General features: G+C 36.6%; 22 protein-coding genes and 1 tRNA gene. 9 read left to right on the forward strand and 14 right to left on the reverse strand.

Going from position 1 to position 24,226, the window contains the following annotated elements:
- Positions 1 to 15 precede the first annotated feature (15 nt).
- From E1750_RS08135 to E1750_RS08165, 7 genes are all read right to left on the reverse strand, one after another.
- A complete protein-coding gene (locus E1750_RS08135) occupies positions 16 to 1,425 on the reverse strand; it encodes a TolC family protein (protein WP_133276295.1) in 1,410 nt (469 codons plus the stop codon).
- Positions 1,425 to 2,774 carry an HlyD family secretion protein gene (locus E1750_RS08140; RefSeq protein ID WP_133276296.1) on the reverse strand — a complete coding sequence of 450 codons (1,350 nt, stop codon included), beginning with the start codon at positions 2,772 to 2,774 and terminating at the stop codon, positions 1,425 to 1,427. The genes E1750_RS08135 and E1750_RS08140 overlap by 1 nt, the downstream gene beginning before the upstream one ends.
- 4 nt (positions 2,775 to 2,778) lie before the next feature.
- Positions 2,779 to 4,437 (reverse strand): peptidase domain-containing ABC transporter, encoded by a 1,659-nt coding sequence (locus E1750_RS08145; protein ID WP_133276297.1) that lies wholly within the window; start codon positions 4,435 to 4,437, stop codon positions 2,779 to 2,781.
- 3 nt (positions 4,438 to 4,440) lie between these two features.
- Positions 4,441 to 5,115 (reverse strand): TetR/AcrR family transcriptional regulator, encoded by a 675-nt coding sequence (locus tag E1750_RS08150; protein WP_133276298.1) that lies wholly within the window; start codon positions 5,113 to 5,115, stop codon positions 4,441 to 4,443.
- A 103-nt stretch (positions 5,116 to 5,218) separates the two neighbouring features.
- Positions 5,219 to 6,028, reverse strand: a complete 810-nt coding sequence (locus tag E1750_RS08155; RefSeq protein ID WP_133276299.1) for a Fic family protein — start codon at positions 6,026 to 6,028, stop codon at positions 5,219 to 5,221.
- 7 nt (positions 6,029 to 6,035) lie between these two features.
- Positions 6,036 to 6,818, reverse strand: coding sequence for a DUF2490 domain-containing protein (locus E1750_RS08160; RefSeq protein ID WP_133276300.1), 783 nt, complete (start codon positions 6,816 to 6,818; stop codon positions 6,036 to 6,038).
- A 61-nt stretch (positions 6,819 to 6,879) separates the two neighbouring features.
- Positions 6,880 to 7,542 (reverse strand): hypothetical protein, encoded by a 663-nt coding sequence (locus E1750_RS08165; protein WP_133276301.1) that lies wholly within the window; start codon positions 7,540 to 7,542, stop codon positions 6,880 to 6,882.
- A 324-nt stretch (positions 7,543 to 7,866) separates the two neighbouring features.
- Here E1750_RS08165 and E1750_RS08170 point away from each other — a divergent pair, with 324 nt between their 5' ends.
- Complete coding sequence (locus E1750_RS08170; protein WP_133276302.1) at positions 7,867 to 9,141, forward strand: acetyl-CoA hydrolase/transferase family protein; 1,275 nt, start codon at positions 7,867 to 7,869, stop codon at positions 9,139 to 9,141.
- A 52-nt stretch (positions 9,142 to 9,193) separates the two neighbouring features.
- On the opposite strand, the gene gpmI is transcribed toward E1750_RS08170, so the two are convergent.
- Complete coding sequence (gene gpmI / locus E1750_RS08175; RefSeq protein ID WP_133276303.1) at positions 9,194 to 10,711, reverse strand: 2,3-bisphosphoglycerate-independent phosphoglycerate mutase; 1,518 nt, start codon at positions 10,709 to 10,711, stop codon at positions 9,194 to 9,196.
- A gap of 294 nt (positions 10,712 to 11,005) precedes the next feature.
- A complete protein-coding gene (locus E1750_RS08180; RefSeq protein WP_133276304.1) occupies positions 11,006 to 13,435 on the reverse strand; it encodes a DUF5916 domain-containing protein in 2,430 nt (809 codons plus the stop codon).
- A 189-nt stretch (positions 13,436 to 13,624) separates the two neighbouring features.
- On the opposite strand from E1750_RS08180, the gene E1750_RS08185 reads away from it, so the two are divergent.
- Complete coding sequence (locus E1750_RS08185; RefSeq protein ID WP_133276305.1) at positions 13,625 to 14,347, forward strand: murein L,D-transpeptidase catalytic domain family protein; 723 nt, start codon at positions 13,625 to 13,627, stop codon at positions 14,345 to 14,347.
- On the opposite strand, the gene E1750_RS08190 is transcribed toward E1750_RS08185, so the two are convergent.
- On the reverse strand, positions 14,342 to 15,961 hold the full coding sequence (locus tag E1750_RS08190; RefSeq protein WP_227873984.1) for a L,D-transpeptidase family protein: 1,620 nt from the start codon (positions 15,959 to 15,961) through the stop codon (positions 14,342 to 14,344). The two genes, E1750_RS08185 and E1750_RS08190, sit on opposite strands and share 6 nt — an antisense overlap.
- Before the next feature lie 208 nt (positions 15,962 to 16,169).
- Between E1750_RS08190 and E1750_RS08195 the strand changes: the two genes are divergently transcribed.
- Positions 16,170 to 16,242 (forward strand) — tRNA-Gly (locus tag E1750_RS08195).
- Positions 16,243 to 16,276: 34 nt separating this feature from the next.
- On the opposite strand, the gene pepE is transcribed toward E1750_RS08195, so the two are convergent.
- Positions 16,277 to 16,987 (reverse strand): dipeptidase PepE, encoded by a 711-nt coding sequence (gene pepE / locus E1750_RS08200; protein ID WP_133276306.1) that lies wholly within the window; start codon positions 16,985 to 16,987, stop codon positions 16,277 to 16,279.
- A 156-nt stretch (positions 16,988 to 17,143) separates the two neighbouring features.
- Here pepE and E1750_RS08205 point away from each other — a divergent pair, with 156 nt between their 5' ends.
- The 5 genes from E1750_RS08205 to E1750_RS08225 all read left to right on the forward strand — a co-directional run bounded on the left by E1750_RS08205 (position 17,144) and on the right by E1750_RS08225 (position 21,822).
- Positions 17,144 to 17,878, forward strand: a complete 735-nt coding sequence (locus E1750_RS08205) for a hypothetical protein (protein ID WP_133276307.1) — start codon at positions 17,144 to 17,146, stop codon at positions 17,876 to 17,878.
- A gap of 71 nt (positions 17,879 to 17,949) precedes the next feature.
- On the forward strand, positions 17,950 to 18,453 hold the full coding sequence (locus tag E1750_RS08210; RefSeq protein WP_133276308.1) for a DUF6702 family protein: 504 nt from the start codon (positions 17,950 to 17,952) through the stop codon (positions 18,451 to 18,453).
- A 46-nt stretch (positions 18,454 to 18,499) separates the two neighbouring features.
- Complete coding sequence (locus tag E1750_RS08215) at positions 18,500 to 20,743, forward strand: M1 family metallopeptidase (RefSeq protein WP_133276309.1); 2,244 nt, start codon at positions 18,500 to 18,502, stop codon at positions 20,741 to 20,743.
- Positions 20,744 to 20,815: 72 nt separating this feature from the next.
- Positions 20,816 to 21,259 carry a Sec-independent protein translocase subunit TatA/TatB gene (locus E1750_RS18010; protein ID WP_133276310.1) on the forward strand — a complete coding sequence of 148 codons (444 nt, stop codon included), beginning with the start codon at positions 20,816 to 20,818 and terminating at the stop codon, positions 21,257 to 21,259.
- Positions 21,259 to 21,822, forward strand: a complete 564-nt coding sequence (locus tag E1750_RS08225; protein WP_133276311.1) for a phosphatase PAP2 family protein — start codon at positions 21,259 to 21,261, stop codon at positions 21,820 to 21,822. Before E1750_RS18010 ends, E1750_RS08225 begins: the two co-directional genes overlap by 1 nt.
- Positions 21,823 to 21,863: 41 nt before the next feature.
- Here E1750_RS08225 and E1750_RS08230 read toward each other — a convergent pair whose 3' ends face one another.
- Genes E1750_RS08230 through E1750_RS08240 form a run of 3 tightly spaced genes read right to left on the reverse strand, consistent with a single transcriptional unit; the run spans position 21,864 to position 23,051 of the window.
- Positions 21,864 to 22,505: an O-methyltransferase gene (locus tag E1750_RS08230; RefSeq protein ID WP_133276312.1), complete on the reverse strand. Its 642-nt coding sequence runs from the start codon at positions 22,503 to 22,505 to the stop codon at positions 21,864 to 21,866.
- Positions 22,505 to 22,795, reverse strand: a complete 291-nt coding sequence (locus E1750_RS08235) for a type II toxin-antitoxin system RelE/ParE family toxin (protein ID WP_133276313.1) — start codon at positions 22,793 to 22,795, stop codon at positions 22,505 to 22,507. Before E1750_RS08235 ends, E1750_RS08230 begins: the two co-directional genes overlap by 1 nt.
- On the reverse strand, positions 22,785 to 23,051 hold the full coding sequence (locus tag E1750_RS08240) for a hypothetical protein (RefSeq protein WP_133276314.1): 267 nt from the start codon (positions 23,049 to 23,051) through the stop codon (positions 22,785 to 22,787). Before E1750_RS08240 ends, E1750_RS08235 begins: the two co-directional genes overlap by 11 nt.
- A 91-nt stretch (positions 23,052 to 23,142) precedes the next feature.
- On the opposite strand from E1750_RS08240, the gene rlmN reads away from it, so the two are divergent.
- Positions 23,143 to 24,183, forward strand: coding sequence for a 23S rRNA (adenine(2503)-C(2))-methyltransferase RlmN (gene rlmN / locus E1750_RS08245; RefSeq protein WP_133276315.1), 1,041 nt, complete (start codon positions 23,143 to 23,145; stop codon positions 24,181 to 24,183).
- Positions 24,184 to 24,226: the final 43 nt, after the last annotated feature.

Raw genomic sequence — 24,226 nt, forward strand, 5'->3', positions numbered from 1 at the left:
CAATTAAAAAATTATTTAATTCGGATTCGCCATAATTTTATACAGTTCCGAATTGGACGTATAAAACCTGTTTTCAAGAGCAATTTGAGAAAGCTGAGCGCTAACCAAATTATTTTCTCGGGTATTAATAAGAAATAAAGAACTCTCGCCAATATTGAACAAACGCTCCTCGGATTTTAGCATTTTATCATAATCATCGACCAAATTATTGACTAATTTTTGCTGCTTGGTCAAGGACTCAATTTCTGTTTTTTGAGCACTAATTTTATTGGTCAGTTGCAATTTTTCGAGATCACGATTGAACTCAGATTCTTGTATTTTGAACTGGGCAATTTTCAAACTTCCGCGCTCTTTTCGAAGAAATAAGGGAAAGTAAAAATCAATTCCCAGTTTATAATTCTCATTATTATTAGGAATGGTAGGGTCTGGCTGAGCCAAATACGAATAACCCACGTCAATCTTTGGCAAAAGCATATTGGCCTTCATCCTTTTCTCGACGGTCAACATATCGATTTTACTTTGCAAGGCTTCGATTTTTGGATGGTTCAATAACGAAAAATCTTGATTGACCAAATCACTAACATTTAATGTTTCCTGAATGGTTTGACCCAATTTTTTCTCCGGAATAATGGCTTCGGCTAATTCTAACGGAATGTTGTTTTCTAACCAGAGAAAATTCGACAATTCCAGTTTGGCTTTGGCTAATTTCAATTTCGAATCTTCGAGAGACAACAGCCTATTTTTGACCACAATTCCGGCTTCGACGCTGTCGATTGCGGGTTTATCTCCTTGTTTTATCAAAGATTCCACACCGTTGTAGCGCACTTGGGCATTGGTGCTGTAGGTTTGATATAACAAATACTCCTCGTAGTTTTTCTTCCAGCTAAAATAGGCCACTGAGGCATCATACAAAATAGCAACAGCCATCAGTTTTTGCTCGGCCTGACTCAGTTTGACTTGAATTTTGGCTTTTTGCAAATCCGCCATTCGCTGATTGATAAGCAATCCTTGACCAATAGGAACACTGATTCCTAGGGCAGCAACACCGTTATAAGGAGTCTTATTTTGTGGATTCAAATAATAACCTTCATTATCTTCGAAACCCGCTTTGACCTCAATTCCATACCAAGTCGGGATTTTGAAACTGCTATTCATTATCGAATAATATTCCGTTCCTTGAAATTGTTTTTTGTTATAATCCAATTCTAATTTAGGGTCAAATCCTCCACGCGCCATCATCAAATTGGCTTGCGCCTTACTGATTTCTAGGTTCGCATTTTTCACCAACGGATGGTACTTTTTCACAAAACCCAAATACTCGTTGTAACTCATTTCTTTGAGATTGGCTGGCAATTGCGGTTCCGTTTTGGTTTGACTGTGCAGCGCAGTTACCAATAAAGTAAATAGTAAAAAAAACTTGTTCATTATTTCTTTTCTTTAGTTGGTTTTTCTTTGCCTTGATAATAGTTAGGAGGAAATCCGTTGAGGGTTCGCCATAATTCAAACCAAACTGGTACGGTATTGAGCAAAGCTAAAGTTTGTGCACCGGAACCAATGCTTAACTGTTTGGGCCAAGGGGCTTCGGTTTTGTCGGGGGCTATCAGGATTCTGAATTTGCCGTTGTCACTGATAAAGGTTTCGATCGCTACGACTTCTCCCCCAAACGTACCGTAGGACATATCAGGCCAACCCGAGAATATAATTGTTGGCCAACCGTCGAACCATACCCGTACTTTTTCACCTCTTTTGATTAAGGGCAAATCTACAGGATCTACAAAAGACTCTACCGCGATATCATATTTTGATGGCATTATAGTGGCTATTGGCGTCCCTTCTTTGATATTCTCGCCAATTCCTGATTGCAATGTTCTATTAATGTAGCCGCTTTGCGACGCTTTGATGTAGTACATTCCGTTTCGAATGCTATAATTAGCATATTGATTTTCCAGTTTGTTCACTTGCGCTTCTGTATCGTATTGATTGCTCAAGGCTGTATATTGGTCGCTTTGCGCTTTAGAAACTTTCTCGGCATACTCAGCATTGATTCTGTTTATTTCTACTTCGGCATTGATGAATTCATTTTTACTGGTGTAAAATTTATTCTCTTGTGTGATGATTTTAGCTTCCACTTCTTGGAGTTTCAGACGCTTTTCTTCGACGTCGGACAGGGCTTTCAACCCTTCTTTGTTCAATTGCACAGAACGATTGAATTGCGTATTGGCAATTTTCAATTGGGTTCGCACTGCCACAAGATCCATACTATCACTTTTTATTTTCAAGGCGGCTTGTTGGATTTTGTTATCCGCTTGCTTTAGTTTCAACACTTTTTCGCGTTCGATAGATTGCATTTGAACTGCCAATGTAGCTACTTTTGAACCGTAGGATTCCAAAGATTGTCTTTTGGCATCGACCTGATTTTTGGTGTTTTTCACCAAATTGGGATCCATATAATCCTCTTTGATTTCAGATATAAAAAGAATGGTATCGCCTACTTTTACATAATCGCCTTCCTGAACATACCATTTTTCTATTCGCCCCGAAATAACCGACTGAATGGATTGTGGTCTTTGATTGGGTTTTAAAGTGGTCACCGCTCCGGAGCCCGAAATATTCTGAGTCCAAGGAAGGAAAAACGCAATGATACCTAAAATCGAAACTATGAGTATGATTCGGTTTAAGATCTTATAATGAGGCCTGTTGCTCAAATTCTTTACTGTAGAATATTTTTCTAAAGTACTATTCTGAATGGAGTTTTTGTCGGATAAATTTAGCATATTCTTAATTTTTTGAGTCAGATAGTATCGTTCCTTTGTGCATTGTAATTTCTCTGGTGCATTTCGTCAACCAATGAGGGTTTTGAGAGGAAACGATAACAGTCCATTTATTCACATCAGAAGTAATAAAATCGATAATTTCATTAGCCACTTGCACATCCATTTTATCGGTTGGTTCTTCGAAAAACAAAATAGTGGGTTTGTGTATAATACTTCGCGCCAATAATATTTTTTGGGCATTTGATGCGGAAAGTTCCTTGCCTTCTGGGAAAATTCTAGTTTCGAGACCTTTGGGCAATGTTTTTATAAAGCCCGTAAGTTGCACCGCATCCAAAGCCCATTTTAGATCTTCGTTGGTAATATTTTTGTCATTGAAAGTAATATTTTCTAAAATAGTTCCTTCAAATGGAGTTTCCCCTTGAATGATGCTGCCAATCCTAGCCCGATATTGTTTCACATCAATTTTTCTAAAGGTATCATCATTGATAAACAAGTTGCCAGAGGTATGATGCAAAAGGCCAGAAAGAACACGAATTAAGGTTGTTTTTCCAGAACCATTTTCACCGTCAATTATAATTTTTTCGCCTGGATTTATTTTTAAATTGATGTCTTTTAAAATCCCAAAAGTAGTTCCAGGAAATTGAAATCCCATTTTTTCAGCCTCCAAGCTTATATTGGTATAACAACTTTTAGCTTCCACCTCAACTTCTGCTTCGAGTTCCATATCAGTTACTTGACCTATTTTTTCGACCGCCGTCAAGACATCATAAAACGTTTCCAGACCCAGAACAATTTTTTCGACTGAGTTTATTACCAATAAAATGATAATTTCTGCCGCTACGAATTGCCCAATATTCATTTGTTGGCTCAAAACCAAATACCCTCCGATTACCAACAAACTCGCTGTGATTAAAACTTTGAAAAGAATGAGATGAGTGAATTGTTTTTTGATTACAGCAAAATGATTCTCACGACTGTATAAATAATCTTTGACAATTGTATTGTTTTTTTCTAATGCAAAATCGTAGTTCAACTCATTTCTAAAACTAAAATTATTGCGGGCAATTTCTTGCAACCAACCTGCCGTTTTATATTTACTTTTAGATGTTTTCAAACTGGTTTGGGTCCCTTTTTGATACGAAAATTTAAAAATAACAAACAATAGAACTACTAATAAAATTCCAAAAACCATAAAAAACGGGTGGTAAAGCGATAATAAAATAACTCCAAATACAATCTGTAGAATCGCCGCCGAAAAATCGACCAACAATTTTGAAGTTCCTTTTTGAATGGTCAAGGTGTCAAAAAAACGATTGGCTAACTCTGGCGGATAATAATCATAAAGTTCTTTGAATTCGATTTTAGGCAATCGAGAGGCAAATTCGAATGAAGACCGAACAAACATTTTTTGTTGCAAATTCTCAGTGATTCGCAATTGCATTAAGGACAACACACCTACCAAAGCCACCCCAATAACAACGAGAATGACCAAAACAATCCAAGAAGCGCTCACGCGACCCGATTGAATAAAATTGACAATAGACTGAATTCCTAACGGAAGTGATAAACTCACTATTCCCGCGAAAATGGCGTAAAAAAAGATTTGAGAAACATCTTTTTTGTCTAATTCTAAGAGATTGAATAATCGTTTTAATGATGTCATTTTTTATTTTTTAAGTAAATTTTCTACTAAGTTGATGTAAAAATCGGTTGGACTAATACTTTCGCTGCAATTGGTTATGGTTTTTAAATGGTCTTTTAAAAAATGCTGATGCAGCGCCCCTTCAACGATCGAGGACGACAAGCTTTTTGCAAATTCGTAATTTGGATTGACCTCAAGAATCATTTCTAAAATCCGATTAATGACTCTTTTATAAACCAAGAAAAAGCCTTCCTTGTTCTCTTCGTCGACCTCCTTGGTCAATAAAGTTTTAGTGAATTCTTGTATGATGATTTTATTCAAAATCGCTTCGTTAACGTGTAAAGTGGATGCGTCATCTTCGATTTTTTCTGTTACCACGACAATACCCTTTTTAAGCCGTTCCATAGGATTGTCGATGTTGATGGTGGCGAACGCCAGTTTATATTCTATCCAACCCCAATACCACGAAGAGAGATACAACAACATTTTGTGTTTGCTTTCGAAATAGCGATAAATAGAGCTTTCGTTCGAACCAATTTTTTCTCCTAATTTCTTAAAAGTAAAATCTTCAAAACCGATGCTATCGATAAGAATGATGCTTTCTTCAATAATTTTTTTGCCTAGTGCAGAAGTTTCAGGGTCTTTTACAAAAAGCTTTGTATTAACCTGAATTTTAATATTTGCTAAAATCTGATCCACATTTATTTATTTTTTTTGCAAATATAATAGTAATACTATCAAGTTTGACATTTTTAGTATTAAATTTATATTAAATAAACTCTCTTTGGGTGTATGACAATCACTAGTGGCCATCGAATGGGGTAGTTTGACTATTTCTTCTTGCCTTGCCTATCGTATTGATACTGTCGTATAAAAAAGTTAAGTTGAGTATCAATCTATTGAGTTCTTGTTCGAAAAAAAGGTTGGTAAATTCGTTCCAAGCCGTTGGATTTCTATCCAGTTCGGTAAAACTTTTGCTCAAAGTGCCGATGTACTCCTTTTTTTCGGTAGCATCATTGATAAAAATAGGAGGATACATATGATACATCAATATCCAATTTTTTGCAATTCGAGTTACGCGACCATTTCCGTCCACGAAGGGATGGATTCGAATTAGTTCGTGATGCAAGTAGATGGCTTTGATAATCGGCGATTTGATTTGGCTGCAATTAAAAAATAATTGCGAAACTAAACCGGAAATCAAATGGGGTTCAGGGCAGATATGACTCCCAATTTGAACGGTCGTTTGGCGGTATTTATTGGGATGAATTTTGTTAGTTTCAGGCGAAATTAATCGTAAAAGCTGAAACAATTGTATTTCCTTCTCGAAGTCGTTGTTGTCGAGAATCTCTTGAATTACAAATTCTAATGATTGTTTTAAATTGCTTAAATATTCAACGGCTTCTTCTTCGTTTTGCGCCTCCATTTGAGCATTCTTTAGGGACAGTAAGTCTCTCAAATTTGAAAATCCATCCAAATAGATGTCGAGTAAATCGTCATCAAAATGGTCTCGACTGTAAATTATTAAACGATAAATAGCTTTCGATAAATCTTCGATTTGATTTATCTTATCGCTATTTACTGCTATAATACTCGTTGGAAAAAGAATCATTTAAAATTTATTTAGACGATTTTTTTGTAAAATCAAAATTAAGTAACGTATTGATTATAAACCCACTATTGCTCTGAAAAACATTGCTTTGGTTGACTTCCCTGCCTAGTTGCAGCGTTTGATTCAAGTAGCCTCCTTCTATTCTAAAATTAGAGTCGAAGCGATATCCCAATAACAATCCGAAGCGGTTTTGGTCAAAAATATTTTCGTTGACATTTTCTCCAAATCCAATCAAAATTTCATCATAAGCGGCAATGTAGGGCGTTTTGTTTTTTATTTCAGTTCCTTTCAGCGGCATTTGAATTCTAAACATATAGCGAATCCGATTCATAAAAACATACTCATCTTCTACCGTTAATTCTGGCTTAGTGTATCTACCGACAAATCTTTGCTCGAGCATAAACCGATGTGATAATTCAAATTTTGAAATCTTATCGTTCAGCGTTGCCATCTGAAAAATTCGATGTTCTGTAAAATCTTTCCCTAGCGCATTAATCGCATAATCGCCATACGGATAGGTTTCTACCCAAGCATATCCTAATCTTAATTGCAATTTGGGATTTGCTTGATAATTTACTCCCAATCGCAATAAGTTTTGCTGTTGATCTGAAATGTAATTTATTCTACGCCATTGATATTCGGAATGAACACTGAATTTTTCGGCAACCTTAAAGGTTCCGAAAAAAGCGTACCAACCGATATCATTTTTGTCGACTATCCGCGTGTTCTGGGCATTCAAGCTAAACAAACAAAGTAGCGAACACAGTAAAACTATTGGCGTATTTTTCATTGTACTTTCTATTTTATAACTAAAAAAGGGCTGATTTTTTTTGAATCAGCCCTCTTCATTTCTATTTGGGAGAAAAAGGCAAAGCTGATTTATGTACAATAATACGTAATTTTCCGTCTTTCCCTTTTTTGAATACCCAAGTTTTATCTACCATAACTTCATTGCCGTCTTTATCGGTTACCCAAACATTTCCCATTGTTATGGCTACTGAACCATAAATCTGAATACCCTCGTTCTTTTCACCAGCATTATCATAACGTGCTTTAACCCAAGGTTTCAAAGCAAATCCTTTGTCATCTGGATAATTTGGATCCCCTCCAACAAAGTAAGCTAAAGCACCTGCTTTGTCATTTCTAAATGTTTGATCGCCAAAAGCTAAGGTTGGCTTAAAGAACACTTTTCCATAATCGTAGTTATATGCTTCGGAAAGAACTGCAGTAGCATATCCTTTGTAATCGCCTCCTTCTTCCTTCAGTTTTCCTATTTTTACTAAAGCATCACACCAAGCCTGTTGAGCAGCATTTACCTCATCATAAGTAATGATGTCTTGAGCGCCCTCTTCAACATAAACTAAACCCAATTGATCAATTACTTTTTGAACCTCCTGATTGGCTTGCGAAATTGTTACTTCTTTCACTTCATTAAGCTTTTGAGAAGCTTGATTACAAGAAACTAATAATGTAGTTCCAACGAATAAACCGAGTATTACCTTTTTTGCATTCATAATGATAGTATTTTGTTTCGCCTACTTCTTAAGGAGTGTTCGGCTCGTCTCCTTTTATTGATACAAATATACTCAAATATGATAGTATTACTATTAATTATGAAACTTTAACTTTTATTTATGTAAATAGTATTCTTAAGAATACCTCTATCTCCCCCGCTAGCCACTGTAAAACGGGACTTCCTGCCAAAAATAGAGCCACAACAATACTCGACACACTAGAATATCTTTTTCAAAAAATATTTTGAAGTTATTGTAATAAATTTGAATTATTACCTAATTTTTGCTAAATTTATAGTGCAATATTCATATAAACTTATCATTATGAACAAATATGTATCTGCTCAGGAAGCGGTAAAAATTGTAAAATCTGGCGACCGCGTATACCTTCAAGCGGCGGCAGCTGCGCCAACCATTTTATCGAACGCTTTGACCGAACGAGCCTCGGAATTGCGCAATGTGGAAGTCTGTCATTTGCACACCGAAGGAGAAGCGCGTTACGCAAATCCTGAGCTTTCGGAAAGCTTTCACGTCAATTCTTTTTTTATTGGAGCGAATGTTCGGCACACTTTAAAAACAGGCAACGGTTCATATACTCCCGTTTTCCTTAGCGAATTACCTTATTTGTTTCGAAAAAAAGTGTTGAACTTGGACGTAGCTTTTATACACGTTTCTCCTCCTGACAGCCACGGCTATTGCTCCCTTGGCGTATCGGTAGAAGCTAGTTTAGCGGCTATTGAATGTGCCAATATAGTAGTAGCGCAAGTAAACCCACAAATGCCTAGAACTTTTGGCGATGGAATAGTTCACATCTCCGAAATTGATTATTTAGTAGAAGTGGATATGCCAATTTATAGCCATTCGATGGAAGAAACCACCCCGTCTGAAGACAAAATCGGTTCTTATATCGCCTCTTTGATTGAGGATGAAAGCACTTTGCAAATGGGTATTGGATCTATTCCGAATGCGGCTTTGGCAAAACTAACCCATCATAAAAATCTGGGACTGCACACCGAAATGTTTTCGGATGGCGTCATCGATTTAATCGAGAGCAATGTGATCAACGGCAATTTCAAAGGCGTAGGCAGAGGACGAGCATTGGCAACTTTCTTAATTGGTTCCCAACGTTTATATGACTTTGTCAATGACAATCCTTTTGTAGAAATGAAAGAGTCCTCCTATGTGAATGACACGGCTAGAATTCGAAAAAACCCAAAAATGATCGCAATCAATTCAGCTATCGAAGTCGATTTAACAGGTCAAGTTTGTGCAGATTCTATTGGCCCTCGAATGTATTCTGGCGTTGGTGGCCAAATGGATTTTATTCGTGGCGCTTCTTTGAGTGAAGGAGGAAAAGCGATTATTGCATTGCCTTCTATCACCAAAAATGGCGATAGCAGAATCGTTCCGTTTTTGAAACAAGGCGCTGGAGTGGTGACCACCCGATCGCACATTCAATACATAATTACTGAGAATGGTATTGCCAATTTGTACGGAAAAACACTGAAACAACGCGTTGCTGAAATGGTAAAAATCGCTCATCCCGACCATCAAGAGTGGATTGACAAAGAATATTATGCTTTAGTCTCTGGCAAATAAAAAATTAGTCCCGCAAATTGCGGGACTAATTGTTTCAACTAAATCGTATTTGCTACAAAAGTGAATGTCTAGTCATCACAGCTGGCTTTTCAATTTGCATCAAATCCAAAATAGTAGGAGCTAAATCTCCTAAAACGCCATCTTGAATTGATTTCAATTCTTTGTCCACCAAAATAATTGGAACTGGATTTGTCGTATGCGCCGTATTTGGCGAACCATCAGGGTTAATCATCGTTTCGCAATTTCCGTGATCGGCAATAATCAATGTGGTATAATCATTGGCCAAAGCCGCAGTAATTACTTTTTCTACGCATTTATCAACCGCTTCACAGGCTTGAATGGCTGCACTCATCACTCCAGTGTGTCCTACCATATCGCCATTAGCAAAATTCAAACATACAAAATCAACTTCACCTTTATTCAATTCTGGAACCAAGGCATCTGCCAATTCATAGGCACTCATTTCCGGTTTTAAATCATAGGTAGCCACTTTTGGTGAGTTCTTCAAGATTCTTGATTCCCCTTCAAAAGGAATTTCTCTACCACCAGAAAAGAAGAAAGTCACGTGTGGATATTTCTCGGTTTCGGCAATTCTGATTTGTTTTTTGTTGGCTTTTTCTAAAACTTCACCCAATGTTTCTGTTACGTTGTCTTTGTTGTAAACTACTTTTACATTCTCATAGGTTTCGTCGTAATTGGTAAGCGTTACATAATACAAATTGAGTTTGTGCATGTTGTGCTCGTGGAAATCTCTTTGCGAAAGGGTTTCGGTCAATTCGCGACCTCGATCGGTTCTGAAATTGAAGAAAACAACCACATCTCCTTCTTTGATTGTAGCCAATGGTTGGTCGTTTTCGTCCACCATTATAATTGGATTGATAAATTCGTCGGTTACGTTATTTTCGTAACTTTCTTCGATGCTTTTTACAGCGTCTTTAGACTGTTTTCCCGTTCCGTTTACTACTAAATCGTAGGCGATTTTCACTCTCTCCCAACGTTTGTCTCGGTCCATTGCATAATATCTTCCCACTACCGAAGCAATTTTCGCAGAAGTATTTGCAATATAGTTTTCCAGATTTTGGATATAAGTGGCTCCCGATTTTGGATCCACATCACGACCGTCCGTAAAAGCGTGAACGAATACTTTTTCTAAACCGAAAGCTTGTGTGGCATCGATCAAACCGCGCAAATGCGAAGTATGAGAATGCACGCCACCGTCGGAAACTAGTCCTAGCAGGTGTAAGTTAACATTTTTATCTTTGGCGTATTGAAAAGCATCAATCAACACTTGTTCTTGCGCCATTGAATTATTTTCTACAGCCAAATTAATTTTGGCCAAATCTTGATAGACAATTCTACCAGCACCCAGGTTCATGTGTCCCACTTCGGAATTCCCCATTTGCCCTTCTGGCAAACCTACATTTAAACCATCGGTTCTTAGCTGCCCAACTGCATATTTTGTATACAAACTTTTGATAAAAGGGATATTGGCATTGTCTATTGCGGATACTTTTGGATCGGGAGAATTCCCCCAACCGTCAAGAATCATAAGGATTACTTTTTTGCTCATATTACTAAAATTTTTATACAAAGATAACCCTTTCCGAAAAAATATAAGTGCGTCAAAACTACTATTATATATAAAAAAGAGAACTACAACAAATACTTAAAAATCTGTTGTAAAATCTGCTTTTTTATACCATAAATGCAAAGAAAAATCTTCGAAAACCATGTAGAAAAAAATGGCCATTTTTGCAATTTTTGCAAAATCCCAAGGAAAGAAATGATTAGAACGAAATACCAGATTGTAGAACTGTTAAAAAAAACCGTTTCCTCCTGAGTTCAGGCTTTTGAGCCTAAAATTTTATCTTTTGCTACGAAGGGAATTGTAGTCGATATAATAGCGAAGACTAATCGAAAAAATACTGGTCAGATTCGTGTCAAATACATTATCAAGATTAGATTGAATGTTTTTTTCCACAATATTGGTACTTTCTAAGGCATAATTTCGATATAAAACCGCCAATTCACTGCCTGGAGCAAACCACCAAGAATACGAAAAATCAAAATTCCAGGAGTTGAAATTCCGATTTTTATTTTTGTCGTAAGTGGTATTTGTGGTCAAATGACCATTGTCCTGCAAGGTTAGAAACTCGTGATTTTCGGCATAGGACCAATAGTATCTTGCCACTAGATTTAGGGACATTTTATTGGTAATCGAATATTTACCTGTAAAATAATGATCTACAATTTCGCGGTTACGCTCGGCAAAAATGATATCGTCACCATCAAATCCAACCCAACCGCGATCATTGACTTTTCGGGTATAAATCAGGTTGTATGATAAGGAAAATTTATCACTGAATCGGTTGCTAATTGCAGGCGAAATGGCATAAATAATTCTGCCGTCTTCGTTAAATTTTTCGATAGAACCGTCAATATCTATGGAGAACTTTTTATTATCGTTGGATGCAAAGTACAAATACGAAACGAAGCTCTTTGGCACAAAAACATATTCACCATACACTCTCGGCTCATAAAAATTATAGCGATCGAAAAGATTTGCTTGTATTTTCCCTTCCCAATATTGATTTTTTTTATTAATAGCCGAAAACTTAGCTTGATACCACGCTTCTTGAAACTTCCCGGTCGTATTTTGAATTTCTAAATTAATATTTTGTGAAGCCTTGAAAGAGTTAAAATTTTTGGTTGGATTGACAATCCTATAACTCATCTCCGCATAACCTGAATGGTAATTATTCACAAAAATAATCCCCAAGTCATTGATGTCATAATTTTCAGAAAGGTACTTCCCAGAGAACATATAACGGTATTTTCCGCTAGTTTTAGCAAAACTCAATTGTGTTTTGTAACCATCGTAATTTTCCAACCCATTATTCAAAAGGGAATAAAAATCATTATTCTTAACGGTGCTATATTTGAAATCTCCCGACAATTTATAGGTATTGGCTTTGGTATTTAAATCGAATAATAGGCCGGAAACATTGGCATCGCGAAAATCACCATTCCGAACAGTGCTTGTATTTATCAACGAAACTGATGAATTTTGATTGAATCTTTGATCTAAAACCAACACATTATAATTGACCAAGGGTTCAATAACTTCCTTTCGTGTTTCGCCAGTATCTGTATTTTCGATCGTGGCAAATGTTTTTTCGGTAATGGCATTCAAAACTCCAATTCCGAGCCCTTTTTCGGTTCTGCCCGAAACCTTTACTGCATTCAATAAATCGGTCGAACTCGGATATTCGGTTACCTCTTCATTCGCTGCCACGATCGGTTCGGTCGTTGGCTCACCGCCAATTCTTCTAGAGTAGAAAAGATTTCCTTTTGAAAACAAATCAGTTGCTTCGGTGAAAAAAGCTCTGTTTTCGTCAAATTGTTGCTCGAATGGTTCCAGGTTCAAAATGGCATTGTCGAATTTGGTTTGCCCAAAATCAGGCACTAAAATCGCATCGAGGGTGAAGGCGTCATTGATGCCATATTTGATATCCATCCCCACTTTGAAAGTCTTATCTGCGGCATAATCGTCTTTTTGATAGTAAGCCGAAGTGTAAGGAATAAAGAAAAGTCGGGTGGGTGTTTTGATATTTTCGATACCTTCCAATATTCCTTCTTGGGTAATCACAGCACCAATTTTGGCATCTACAAAACTCCAGGTGTAAATCTGGTCTTGATCTCCTCGCTTGATTTCACGGGTAAAATTAAGACCCCAAGTTTGTTTGGCAGCCTTGGAAAATCGCAAAGCAGCGTAAGGAATTTTCATCTCGACCACCCAACCAATATCGGTAATTTTTACTTTGCTATCCCAAATGGCATCCCAATTATAATCTTCAGAGGTTTCAGTTGCCAAACAATCCATCTGAACGCCAGCTGCACTAACAAAAAAGCGGAAATCTTGCTGTCCGTCATTATTTCCGTTGACAAAAATCGAAAAAACATCAGCCACACCAAACTCGTCCCTATTGGTTAATTCTCGTGAAATTTGGGTAGGTTGGTCGTCATATAAAATAGCTGAAACATAAATTGCAGTATTATCGTATAGTATTTTAACATCAGTCTTTTTACTTTCGCTGATGGGTTTGCCATTATCAGGCTCGTACATAATAAAATCTGTGGCAAGCGGAGCTGTTTTCCAGGCTTCTTCAGTAATTTTTCCGTCGATATTAATGCTTTCGTTGGTATATTTTGCCTGAAGTGTCTTTTTTTGGCCAAAAGCACAAAAATTTAGTAAAATAAAAAAAAGGAGATAACTTGAGTAAAATTTGGGCATAAATTAAGATTGTGGTTGAGCAAAAATAGTAAAATTAACACAAAAGCCAAAATAAATACATTTAAAATCTTGGTCTAATTTGAATTAAAAACCACAAAATCTTATTTTTTTCATAAAATCATCCTCTTAAAAAAATTCTTGAAGTATATTTGCAGTCCCAAACAAAAATGTCTAACCTATACGTTATCAATGATTTATAAGATATTTCCTGCTGCATTATTACTGTTAATTTCTTTATATTCTAACAAAAAAGATTTCACCACACCCCTGAAGTCTGAAAATAAAGCAATTGTAACGGATTTAAATCCAAGTTCAGATTCTAACATAGAAATCACATACAACAAACTGACTACCAATCAGTTTGACATCCCTCATATTGAAAGTTTTAGAGAAGCACTCAAAGGTTTTTATTTGTTAAAAGAAAAAGGGCTGGTCGAGAAAAATATCATAACCCTCGTGGATTTTAGCTTATCGTCGAATACCAAAAGACTTTGGGTAATCGATTTAGAGACAAATACCGTTTTATACAATTCTTTAGTTGCCCACGGAAGAAATACGGGCGAGGAATTTGCGAACCGTTTTTCGAACTCCAATAGTTCGTATCAAAGTAGTTTAGGTATCTATCTCACCGGAGAAGTATACACAGGAAAACACGGCATGTCGCTCAAACTAGATGGGCTTGAAAAAGGAATCAATGACCACGCAAGAGCAAGAGGCGTAGTGATGCATTCAGCAAATTATGTCTCCAATTCATTTATAAAATGCAACAAAAGATTAGGCAGAAGTCAAGGTTGTCCTGCGATTCCACAAGAACTGCTCGCTGAAATTGTTAATACCATCAAGAATAAATCTTATTTGTTCATTTACCATCCTTCAAGGAGCTTAGAAAAAAACTCTCCCCTATTTTCATAATTTTCCGTACAAGTCGGCATCCAAATTATAAATGTCTTCTCTGAAAATCAAACGATTATTTTCACTCCAAGCAGTCCAATATAAGATATGAATTGCGACTTCTTTTGAAATTTTTATGTTTTTTGTTTTTTGAGTTTCAACAATATTCGCTATTTTTTCGGCATCCCACGATTCTTGATCATCGAGCAGGTATTGCGCTAATTTCAGGGGATTATCCACTCGCACACAGCCAGAACTCAAGCACCGTTTTTGCTTCGCAAAAAAATCGCGATGATTGGTGTCATGCAAATATACCGAAAACCGATTTGGAAAAGTAAACTTGACCATTCCCAATGAATTAAACGAGCCCGGACTTTGCACATAGCGATAGGATTTTGCATTCGAAAGTTGCCAATTACTAGCGCTTACTTGCTGTCCCTGCCGATTGTATACTTTCATATTCGTTTGTGCCAGATAGCTTCTGTTTCTAGCAATTGCAGGAATGACATCTTCTTTCAAAATCGTTGGAGGCACGGTCCAAGTGGGATTCAGCAGCACACTATTCAATTTTGAAGACAGCACCGGAGTTGGCCTTTTGTCCCTACCTACGACAACTTTATGTGTTCGCATCGTGTCTTGCGCTTTGACTATTACCAATTTGTAATCGGGTATATTGACCAGCACATATTCATCCCCCAAATCCTTCGGAAACCATCTCCATCTTTCTAAATTAGCTAAAATCTGTGATTTTCGCTGTCTTTTCGAAAAATTAAGGGCGTCAACAGTTCCTTTTCCAATAACTCCATCCGCAGCCAAACCGTGACGACTCTGAAATTTTTGTACCGCTTCCATCGTTTCACTGTCGTAAATAATAGAAAGACTATCTACAGCTTCCATCTCTTTCCAGTAAATCAATCGTTTCTTAATATCGACAACCGACGGATTCGTATCATTCAGTATAATTTTATTCTCGAATGCAATTGGATTGAAATCATCTTCTGGATAGCTGTTTAGAATTGCTAACGCTTTTTTCAAACTTTTATAAACAAGGTGATTCGGTTTCAGTTGCTTTATTTTATAGCCTAAGGAATCACTTTTCAGCATTCGAGCCAGGGTTTCATTGATGTCAATCTCATTTTGTTTCAGATCCCAATTTTTATACATGTAACTAGGATTCATCCTTCCTCTGGTCAAATGCAAAATAAATTTTTGAAAACTATGCGTCAGTAAAACATCGTATTTTGCTTTTTCTTTATCCTTTAGAACGGCATATTTTTTTTCATATTTAATCAATGAAGCGTAGTTGTAATGGGAAGATTTTAAGCCTTCTTCCTCGGCTTTTGAAAGTTCTTCCAAGATACTATTTCTGTTTTTTTGAGATTGCCAAACCGATCGATATCGGGTGTACAAATAAAACTCTTTGAGATTTTTGCTGCTATACGTATTCAGCATCACAGTATCGATCATCACCGATTTGCCTTGGACTTGAATGAGCGGAATGACAATCGGTTTTGGAATAGGCTTTTGCTTTTTTACCTCCTTTTCACAACTGAAAAAGGCAAAAAATAGTACAACAATAAAAAATTGCCCTATTCGAACGCGCCATATTAACATGTCAGTAGATACAGATTTCATAAGTCTTGCCTATTTGGAACGCTAAAAACTAAAATGATTTTTAATCCTGCGAAGATAGAATATCGATTCCTATTTAAGTTCTAAAAATAATACATTTATAAAAGATTCGTTTTAAAACGATTATGAAAAAAATATGCTTTTTTGGAAGATTTTCAAAAAAAAACTTGCAAACAAGCCAACTTATTATTTATATTTGCACCGTTGTAATGCGAAAGTAGCTCAGTTGGTAGAGCTCCAGCCTTCCAAGCTGGTTGTCGCGAGTTCGAGCCTCGTCTTTCGCTCTAAAAACCTCATCCGCCCTGCGAATGAGGTTTTTTATTTCAACAAACTCAGATCAGAACCGCTGACTATTTCCTCTGGAATTTGATTTTGCAGAAACAATCGAGCCGACAAATTCCCTTTTAATAGTATGGTATCGCCTTTAACCTCTAACCAACTGCCTTCTCGCAATCCTAAAACTGGAATGGAATTAAACGAATGAAACTCCTTAATCCTTGTTTCTCGCGTTTCCCCCATATGCTTTGATTGCACATCAGCATCCAAATAATGCGGATTCAAATTGAAAGGTATCAACCCCAACGTTTTAAAACTTGGCGGATAAACAATCGGCATATCATTGGTGGTTTGCATTGTCAAGCCACAAATATTACTGCCCGCGCTAGTTCCTAAATAAGGAATTCCGCTTTGTACCATTTCAGCAAGAAGGTTCATAATCTTGTTCTCGTACAATTGAGCAACCAATAAAAAAGTATTTCCACCACCTGTAAAAATACCTTCAGCATTTTTAATAGCCGTAGAATAATCATCAAATTCGTGAATTCCATTGACTTCCTTTCCAATTTTGGCGAAAGCCACAGCGACCTTTTTTGTATATTCCTCGTGTGTAATGCCACTAGGTCGGGCAAAAGGAATAAAAAGAATGGTTTTGCAATTCTTAAAATGAATACCTAACTCAGGCAATAAATACTCTAAATAATCACCTCCGTGCAGCGTTGATGTACTGGCGATAATTGCATTTTTACTCATAATCTTTGTCCTATAAATTGGCCATAAAGATATAAAATCAGTCACTGAATCACGACTTTCTAAAATTTAAATTAACAAATTCTTACGAAGTCCTTAATATATAATTTGGAATGTATTGAGATACTTTTACCATTGTAAAAAAGAGAAAATCAGCGAATGCGAAAATTTGACTTCCTAATATTATTTGTACTATGCCAATTTTCTTACGGCCAAACGGGTGTAGAAAAATTAATCCACGGAAAAATTAGCGTCGCCTCGGGCAGTGTCGAAGGCGTGAATATTATGAATTTGGTCAACGAAAAAAGTAGTATGAGCGACAGCAATGGTGAGTTTTACATTTTGGCGAAAGCCGATGATTTATTGGTTTTTTCCGCTGTCAATTTAGAATACCACCGAAGAAGTATCGAAGAGTCCGATTTAAAATCCGACATTGTCATCATCAAAATGATTTCAAAAACCACTGAACTCAAAGAAGTACAAGTCAATAACTATCCTGAAATCAATGCTGTTTCCTTGGGAATTTCTCCCAAAGGCATCAAAAAATATACTCCAGCCGAAAGAAAATTGGCCACCGCTTCATCGATGCGATTGAATCCAATGGGTTTGGACCCTTTGCTCAACGCCATTTCAGGACGAACCAAAATGCTCAAAAAAGATGTAGAGGTAGAAAAAAAATTACGTTCGTTATCTATTATGAATGCCCTTTACACGGACGACGCTTATTTTACCCAAACCTTGAAAATCCCCGCAGATTATATCAAAGGATTTCAATATTATTGCATTGAAAATAATGGATTTGCCGAAGCATTAAAAACTAAAAACAAAACCAAAATTGAGTTTTTAATTGTTCCTTTGGCCCTACAATTCAATAAAATTCGCACCGAAGAATAGTGATTCCAAAGTTATTTCCCTTTTTTTTACCCTAAAAACTATTATCTCATAAGTTTTACTATTTTTGAAAAATGAAAAAACCTATTTTATATATAATCCTACCCATCCTATTTTTAAGCTTAACCGCAGCCCGTGTTCATAAATATCATATGGCGCTCTATCAAATTGAATATGCGCAAGAAAAGAAAATGTTGCAAATTACGGCTAGAATTCACATCGAGGACATCAACAAAGGACTTGCCAAAAAATACAACAAAAAAATGTCTTTAGGAGAAGAAAAACAAGAGCCCGAAGATGTAAACTTACTCAAGGAATATGTGGCTAGCCATTTTGTTATTAAAGTAAACAATCAGCTCAAACCAATGAATTTTTTGAGCCAAGAAATTGAAGGCGATGAAATTGTCTGCTATCTGAGCGTCAAAAATGTTTCGCCAATAAAAACTCTCGATATCGAAAACACCATTTTGATTGAGTTGTTTTCAGACCAACAAAACAGAATCAATGTTATTGTTTCAGGGGAGAAAAAAAGTTTTCTTTTGACCAACGCCATCACTTCTAAATCCATAAAATACTAATCGATAAACATACCAGGTATCCTTCAACTATACTAAACCTCCTTCTATGAAAAATATAATTACACTATTTCTTTTGCCATTATTTGCCTTAGCTCAAACTATTCCCGCTGACAAAACCGCCACAGAATCTAGTCGAGTCGACACTAATAAATTCAGCCAAATGTATGATTTATTGGCAACGCCAAATATGTTTCGAACCGCCTCTGGAGCGCCAGGTCCGGCATATTATCAGCAGCAAGCCGATTACAAAATAGACATTGAGTTGGACGACAAAAATTCAAGACTTAGTGGTGTTGAAACAGTGACGTATTACAACAATTCTCCCGATATTTTGGATTACATATGGGTGCAATTGGACCAGAATCAAGCGGCAAAAAATTCGCTTTCGCCCCTTGCTGAAAACCAAAGAACTGAGGCTGTTTACACTCCAAATAAATTTGCCAATAAATTTTTAAAAGAAGAATTAGACCGTGGTTTCAAAATCGAATATGTCAAGGATTCCAAAGGAAATCAGATGGCTTTTACTATCAATCAAACCATGATGCGCATCGAATTGCCAACTGCAATGAAAACAGGAGATAAATTAACTTTTTCGATTAAATGGTGGTACAATATCAATAATTATCGACAAGACGGCGGTCGATCAGGTTATGAATTATTCGAAAAAGACGGCAATAAACTGTATGTCATTGCCCAATTCTACCCAAGAATGGCTGTGTATAATGATGTCGAGGGTTGGCAAAATATGCAGTTTTGGGGCAGTGGAGAATTTACACTCCCGTTTGGTAATTTTGATGTCAATATTACCGTTCCCGCTGACCACGTTTTGAATGCAACCGGAGAATTGCTGAATAGAAAAGAGGTTTTTACAGCGGAACAGGTAAAACGTTACGAATTAGCTCAAAAAACATTCGACAAACCAGTGGTCATTGTGACCCAAGCCGAGGCTGAAATCACCGAAAAAGGATTTTCAGACCAGAAAAAAACTTGGAAATTTAGCGCCAAAAATGTCAGGGATTTTGGAATTGCTACTTCCAGAAAATTCATTTATGATGCTATGGCGGTTCAAATGAGCGGAAAAATCGTAATGGCCGAATCGGTTTATCCAAAAGAAAGTAATCCGCTTTGGGGTGAAACTTCCACATTGATGGTTGCTCATACACTAAAAAGTTATTCTGCACACACTTTCGACTATCCTTATCCAAAAGCTGTATCCGTTTCTGCCGAAGATCAAGGTATGGAATATCCTATGATTTGTTGGAATTTTGGACGCCCAGACGAAAATGGAGTGACAAGCACACAAATCAAAAACGGAATGATTGGTGTAATCATTCACGAAGTGGGACATAACTTTTTCCCCATGATTGTCAATTCAGACGAGCGTCAATGGTCGTGGATGGATGAAGGTCTCAATACCTTTATGCAATATATGGCTCAGGAAGAGTTAGGAACTAATTTTCCCTCGAGACGAGGTCCTGCTAAAGCTATTGTACCTTATATGAGCTCTGAACAAAAATCCTTAGAGCCCATTATGTCTAATTCAGAAAGCATAATCGACTTTGGAAACAATGCATACGGTAAGCCGGCAACTGGACTAAACATTTTGAGAGAAACTATCATGGGAAGAGAATTATTTGATTATGCTTTTAAAGTATACGCCAACCGTTGGAAATTCAAACATCCTACTCCTGAAGATTTTTTTAGAACAATGGAAGATGCATCTGCCGTAGATTTAGATTGGTTTTTCAGAGGCTGGTTTTACACCACAGATTTTGTAGACATCGGCATTAAAGAGGTGAAACAATATTATGTGAGCGATACACCAACAAAAGACCTCAAAGATGTTACTATCAATAAAAGACGTTTTGGCAAAGAAAGCGGTCCCTTTTTATACTTGGTTTCAGACAGTAATCTTGAATTAAGTGCAGATAAAAAACAAGCTTTTAAGGTCGATGCTATCCAACCTCTTGCCGATTATGTTGCCCGAAATTTTTCGGAAAACGAAAAAGCAACGATGAAAACTCCAAAATACTTTTACGAAGTAGAGTTTGACAAACCAGGTGGAATGTTGATGCCGATTATTGGTGAGATTGTTTACGAGGACAATACTAAAGAAAATTTTAAATTTCCTGCGCAGATTTGGCGAAAAAACAACCAAACAGCCAAACGAGTTTTTGCCACCGAAAAAATTATCAAAACCATCCAGATCGATCCAAAATTAGAAACAGCCGATATCAATCTGACCAATAATACTTGGCCAAAAACAGAAGTAAAATCGAAATTTGATTAATGTTAATTTATTTCAAAATACATTAATTTGTATCCTGACATCTTTGTAACTTTGCAACCTAAAAAATAGATTATGTTTGGAATTGGCGGAGGCGAATTAATTTTTATAATGTTTATCGTTCTAATGCTTTTTGGTGCTGATAAAGTACCTGAAATGGCGCGCACGATGGGCAAAGCAATGGCACAATTGAAAAACGCGACCAACGACATCAAAAATGAAATACAAAAAGGAGCCGAAGCCAACGGATTCGACCAAAATATGTTGAGCGACTTGACCAATAATATCAATTCTGAAATTAATAATGCTAAAACCAATTTAATTGGCGATTCCAATCCTTTAAAAGGAATTTCAGATAACTTTTCCACGGAAATCGACAATGTCAAAAGTAGTGTAACAGAGGAAAATCTTACAAGTACAGCCGACATAGAAAAAGTCAAAGCGGATTTAGCACAAGATGAACTCCATAAGAAAGAGGAAATTGAAGACGCTATTGGTCCAATAAAACGCAAAAAATAATGTTGGAAAAAATCATTTCTCTAGACCAAGAAGCATTTATCTTTCTAAATGGTCTTGGCTCCGAAACCTACGATGGATTTTGGTTGATAATCACCAAACAAACTTCTTGGATTCCGTTTTTTCTCTTCTTATTTTATATAATTTTCAGGAAATTAGGAATAAAACAAGCCTTATTTTTACTGCTTTTCGTAACGCTTTTGGTGATTCTTACCGATCAAACGGCCAACGTTTTCAAAAACGGATTTCAAAGATTGCGTCCCTGCAACAATCCCGAAATCAATTCCTTCATTCGAATAGTGCAATCCAGAACTTCTTATAGTTTTTTCTCTGGTCACGCCGCTAATTCTATGGGAGTTGCCACGTTTTTATACCTAATTTTTAAGAAAGATTTCAACTCCTTTTGGCTGCTCTTTTTATGGCCTTTAATGTTCGCTTATAGCCGAATTTACTTGGGATTACATTATCCTTTGGATATTATTTCAGGATATTTGTGTGGTGCCATTTTGGGTTTTTTGATGTTCAAACTATATCGAACAGCGCAACAGAAATATTTTGCCGGATAATTTCAACCCTATCAGGGTTCAAAAACCCTGACAGGGTTAAATTACAACACTCTCGACACCGTCAATCCATCGCGAATAGGCAATAAAACGGTTTCCACTCTCGGGTCGTTTTTCAACAAAAGGTTATATTCTAATAATATTTTGGTGCTGAAGTCTTTTGGATCCAGTGGCTCAACCACTTTTCCACTCCATAGTACATTATCCGAAAGAATGATTCCACCTTTGTTCATTTTGGGCACAATCAATTCAAAATAGTTGATGTAATTTTCCTTATCGGCATCGATAAAAACCAAATCAAATTTCGTGTCCAATGTTGGAATTATATCCAAAGCTTCGCCTAGATGTTGTACAATTTGGCTTCCCCAAGGCGATTTATCAAAATGTTTTCGTTGAAAATCGACCAATTCTTCCTTGATGTCAATCGTGTGAAGCGTTCCGTTTTCCTGCATTCCTTCGCACAAACACAAAGCCGAATAACCTGTATACGTACCGATTTCAAGAATATTTACTGGACGAATCAATTTGGACAACATACTCAAAACGCGTCCTTGAAAATGACCGCTCAACATTCGTGGCAACAAAACTTTCTGATAGGTTTCCTTGTTTAATGCCGCCAACAATTCGGGCTCTTTCTCGGAATGTTTTTCGATATAATTTTCTAATTCTGGGGATATGAAGTGCATTATTTTAATTTAAAATTACTCAAATCTTGGTAATTATTCCAAAATCGCAACAAGAAAAGACTGTCTTTTTCAATGGAATAATAAATAGTAATTTGCTTTATTACCACCATTTTATAAACATTCGAATAGTCAGATTTTATAAAAATCACATTCCCTTTTTCTAATAAATTCAGAGAATGATTGATTTCATTAATGAAATTCAAAACTTCCTTTTCAGACCAATGGTTTTCAAGATATTCAATATTTTTCCAATAATCTATTTTGGCTAATAAAGTCCATTCAATCTTCATTTTTGAAATATTTCGAATACCTTTCTTTTGTTTCTTCCATTACTAAATCGTGAGCAATAGTCTGTTTATTAGCAACTTGAATAAGAGCCTCGTGTATCGCTTTTTTTTCTTCTATTGACATCAAATTTACCTGTGCATCATCACTGCATTTCTCATTCAAATAATTATCAAAAACCGAGGAAACGATACGCAACAAACGTTCGTCAGCCTCTTCGATTTGCATTTGAATTTTCTGTTTTAATTCTGGAAGTCCCATAATTACTTATTTTACAAAAACAAAGTTACAAAATATAATTTGAAGCCTATCAAAATTCAATATTATTCAAAATAGTCACTAACTTTGCACAATGATGGAAAAAAAAGACATTCGAGCGGTATCCAAAGAAGAATTACGTGCGTTTTTTGTTGCCAATGGCGATAAAGCTTTTCGCGGCAACCAAGTATATGAATGGTTGTGGAGCAAAGGCGCTCACAGTTTTGAGGATATGACCAATGTTTCAAAAGCCACTCGCGAAATGCTCGAAAATCATTTTGTCATCAATCACATCAAAGTGGATAAAATGCAACGTAGCGAAGACGGAACGGTAAAAAATGCAGTTCGTTTGCACGATGGTTTGGTGGTAGAAAGTGTTTTGATTCCAACTAATACTCGAACCACAGCTTGCGTTTCGAGTCAAGTGGGTTGTAGTTTGGATTGCAATTTTTGTGCTACGGCAAGACTCAAAAGAATGCGAAATCTGGAACCTGCCGAAATTTACGATCAGGTTATTGCCATCGATAAAGAAAGTCGTTTGTATTACAATCATCCGTTGTCGAATATCGTTTTTATGGGAATGGGCGAACCCTTGATGAATTACAATAATGTGATGAAAGCCATCGAAATGATTACCTCAGACGAAGGTTTGGGAATGTCCCCAAAACGCATCACGGTTTCGACTTCTGGGATTCCCAAAATGATCAAAAAAATGGCCGATGATGAAGTAAAATTCAATTTAGCTGTTTCACTACATTCTGCTATTGATGAAATTCGTTCGCGGATTATGCCTTTCAGCCAGAGTTTTCCATTGGCAGATTTACGCGAATCCCTGGAATATTGGTATCGAAAAACTAAGAGTAAAATTTCATTTGAATATGTAGTTTGGAAAGGCATTAATGACGATAAAGCTTCTATCGATGCTTTGGTCAAATTCTGTAAATACTTTCCTTGCAAAGTCAATCTTATCGAATACAATCCCATCGATGATGGTGAGTTTCAACAAGCTGCAGAAGAATCCATCAATGCCTACATCAAAGCACTTGAGGCTACGGGAATTATAGTAAAAGTACGCAGAAGTCGCGGCAAAGACATTGATGCAGCCTGCGGGCAATTGGCCAATAAAGAAGCATAAAAAACGCCCCAAATTTCATCGGGACGTTCTTAAACACTATTAT

It is taken from the genome of Flavobacterium nackdongense (assembly GCF_004355225.1).
In the GTDB taxonomy this organism is placed as follows: domain Bacteria; phylum Bacteroidota; class Bacteroidia; order Flavobacteriales; family Flavobacteriaceae; genus Flavobacterium; species Flavobacterium nackdongense.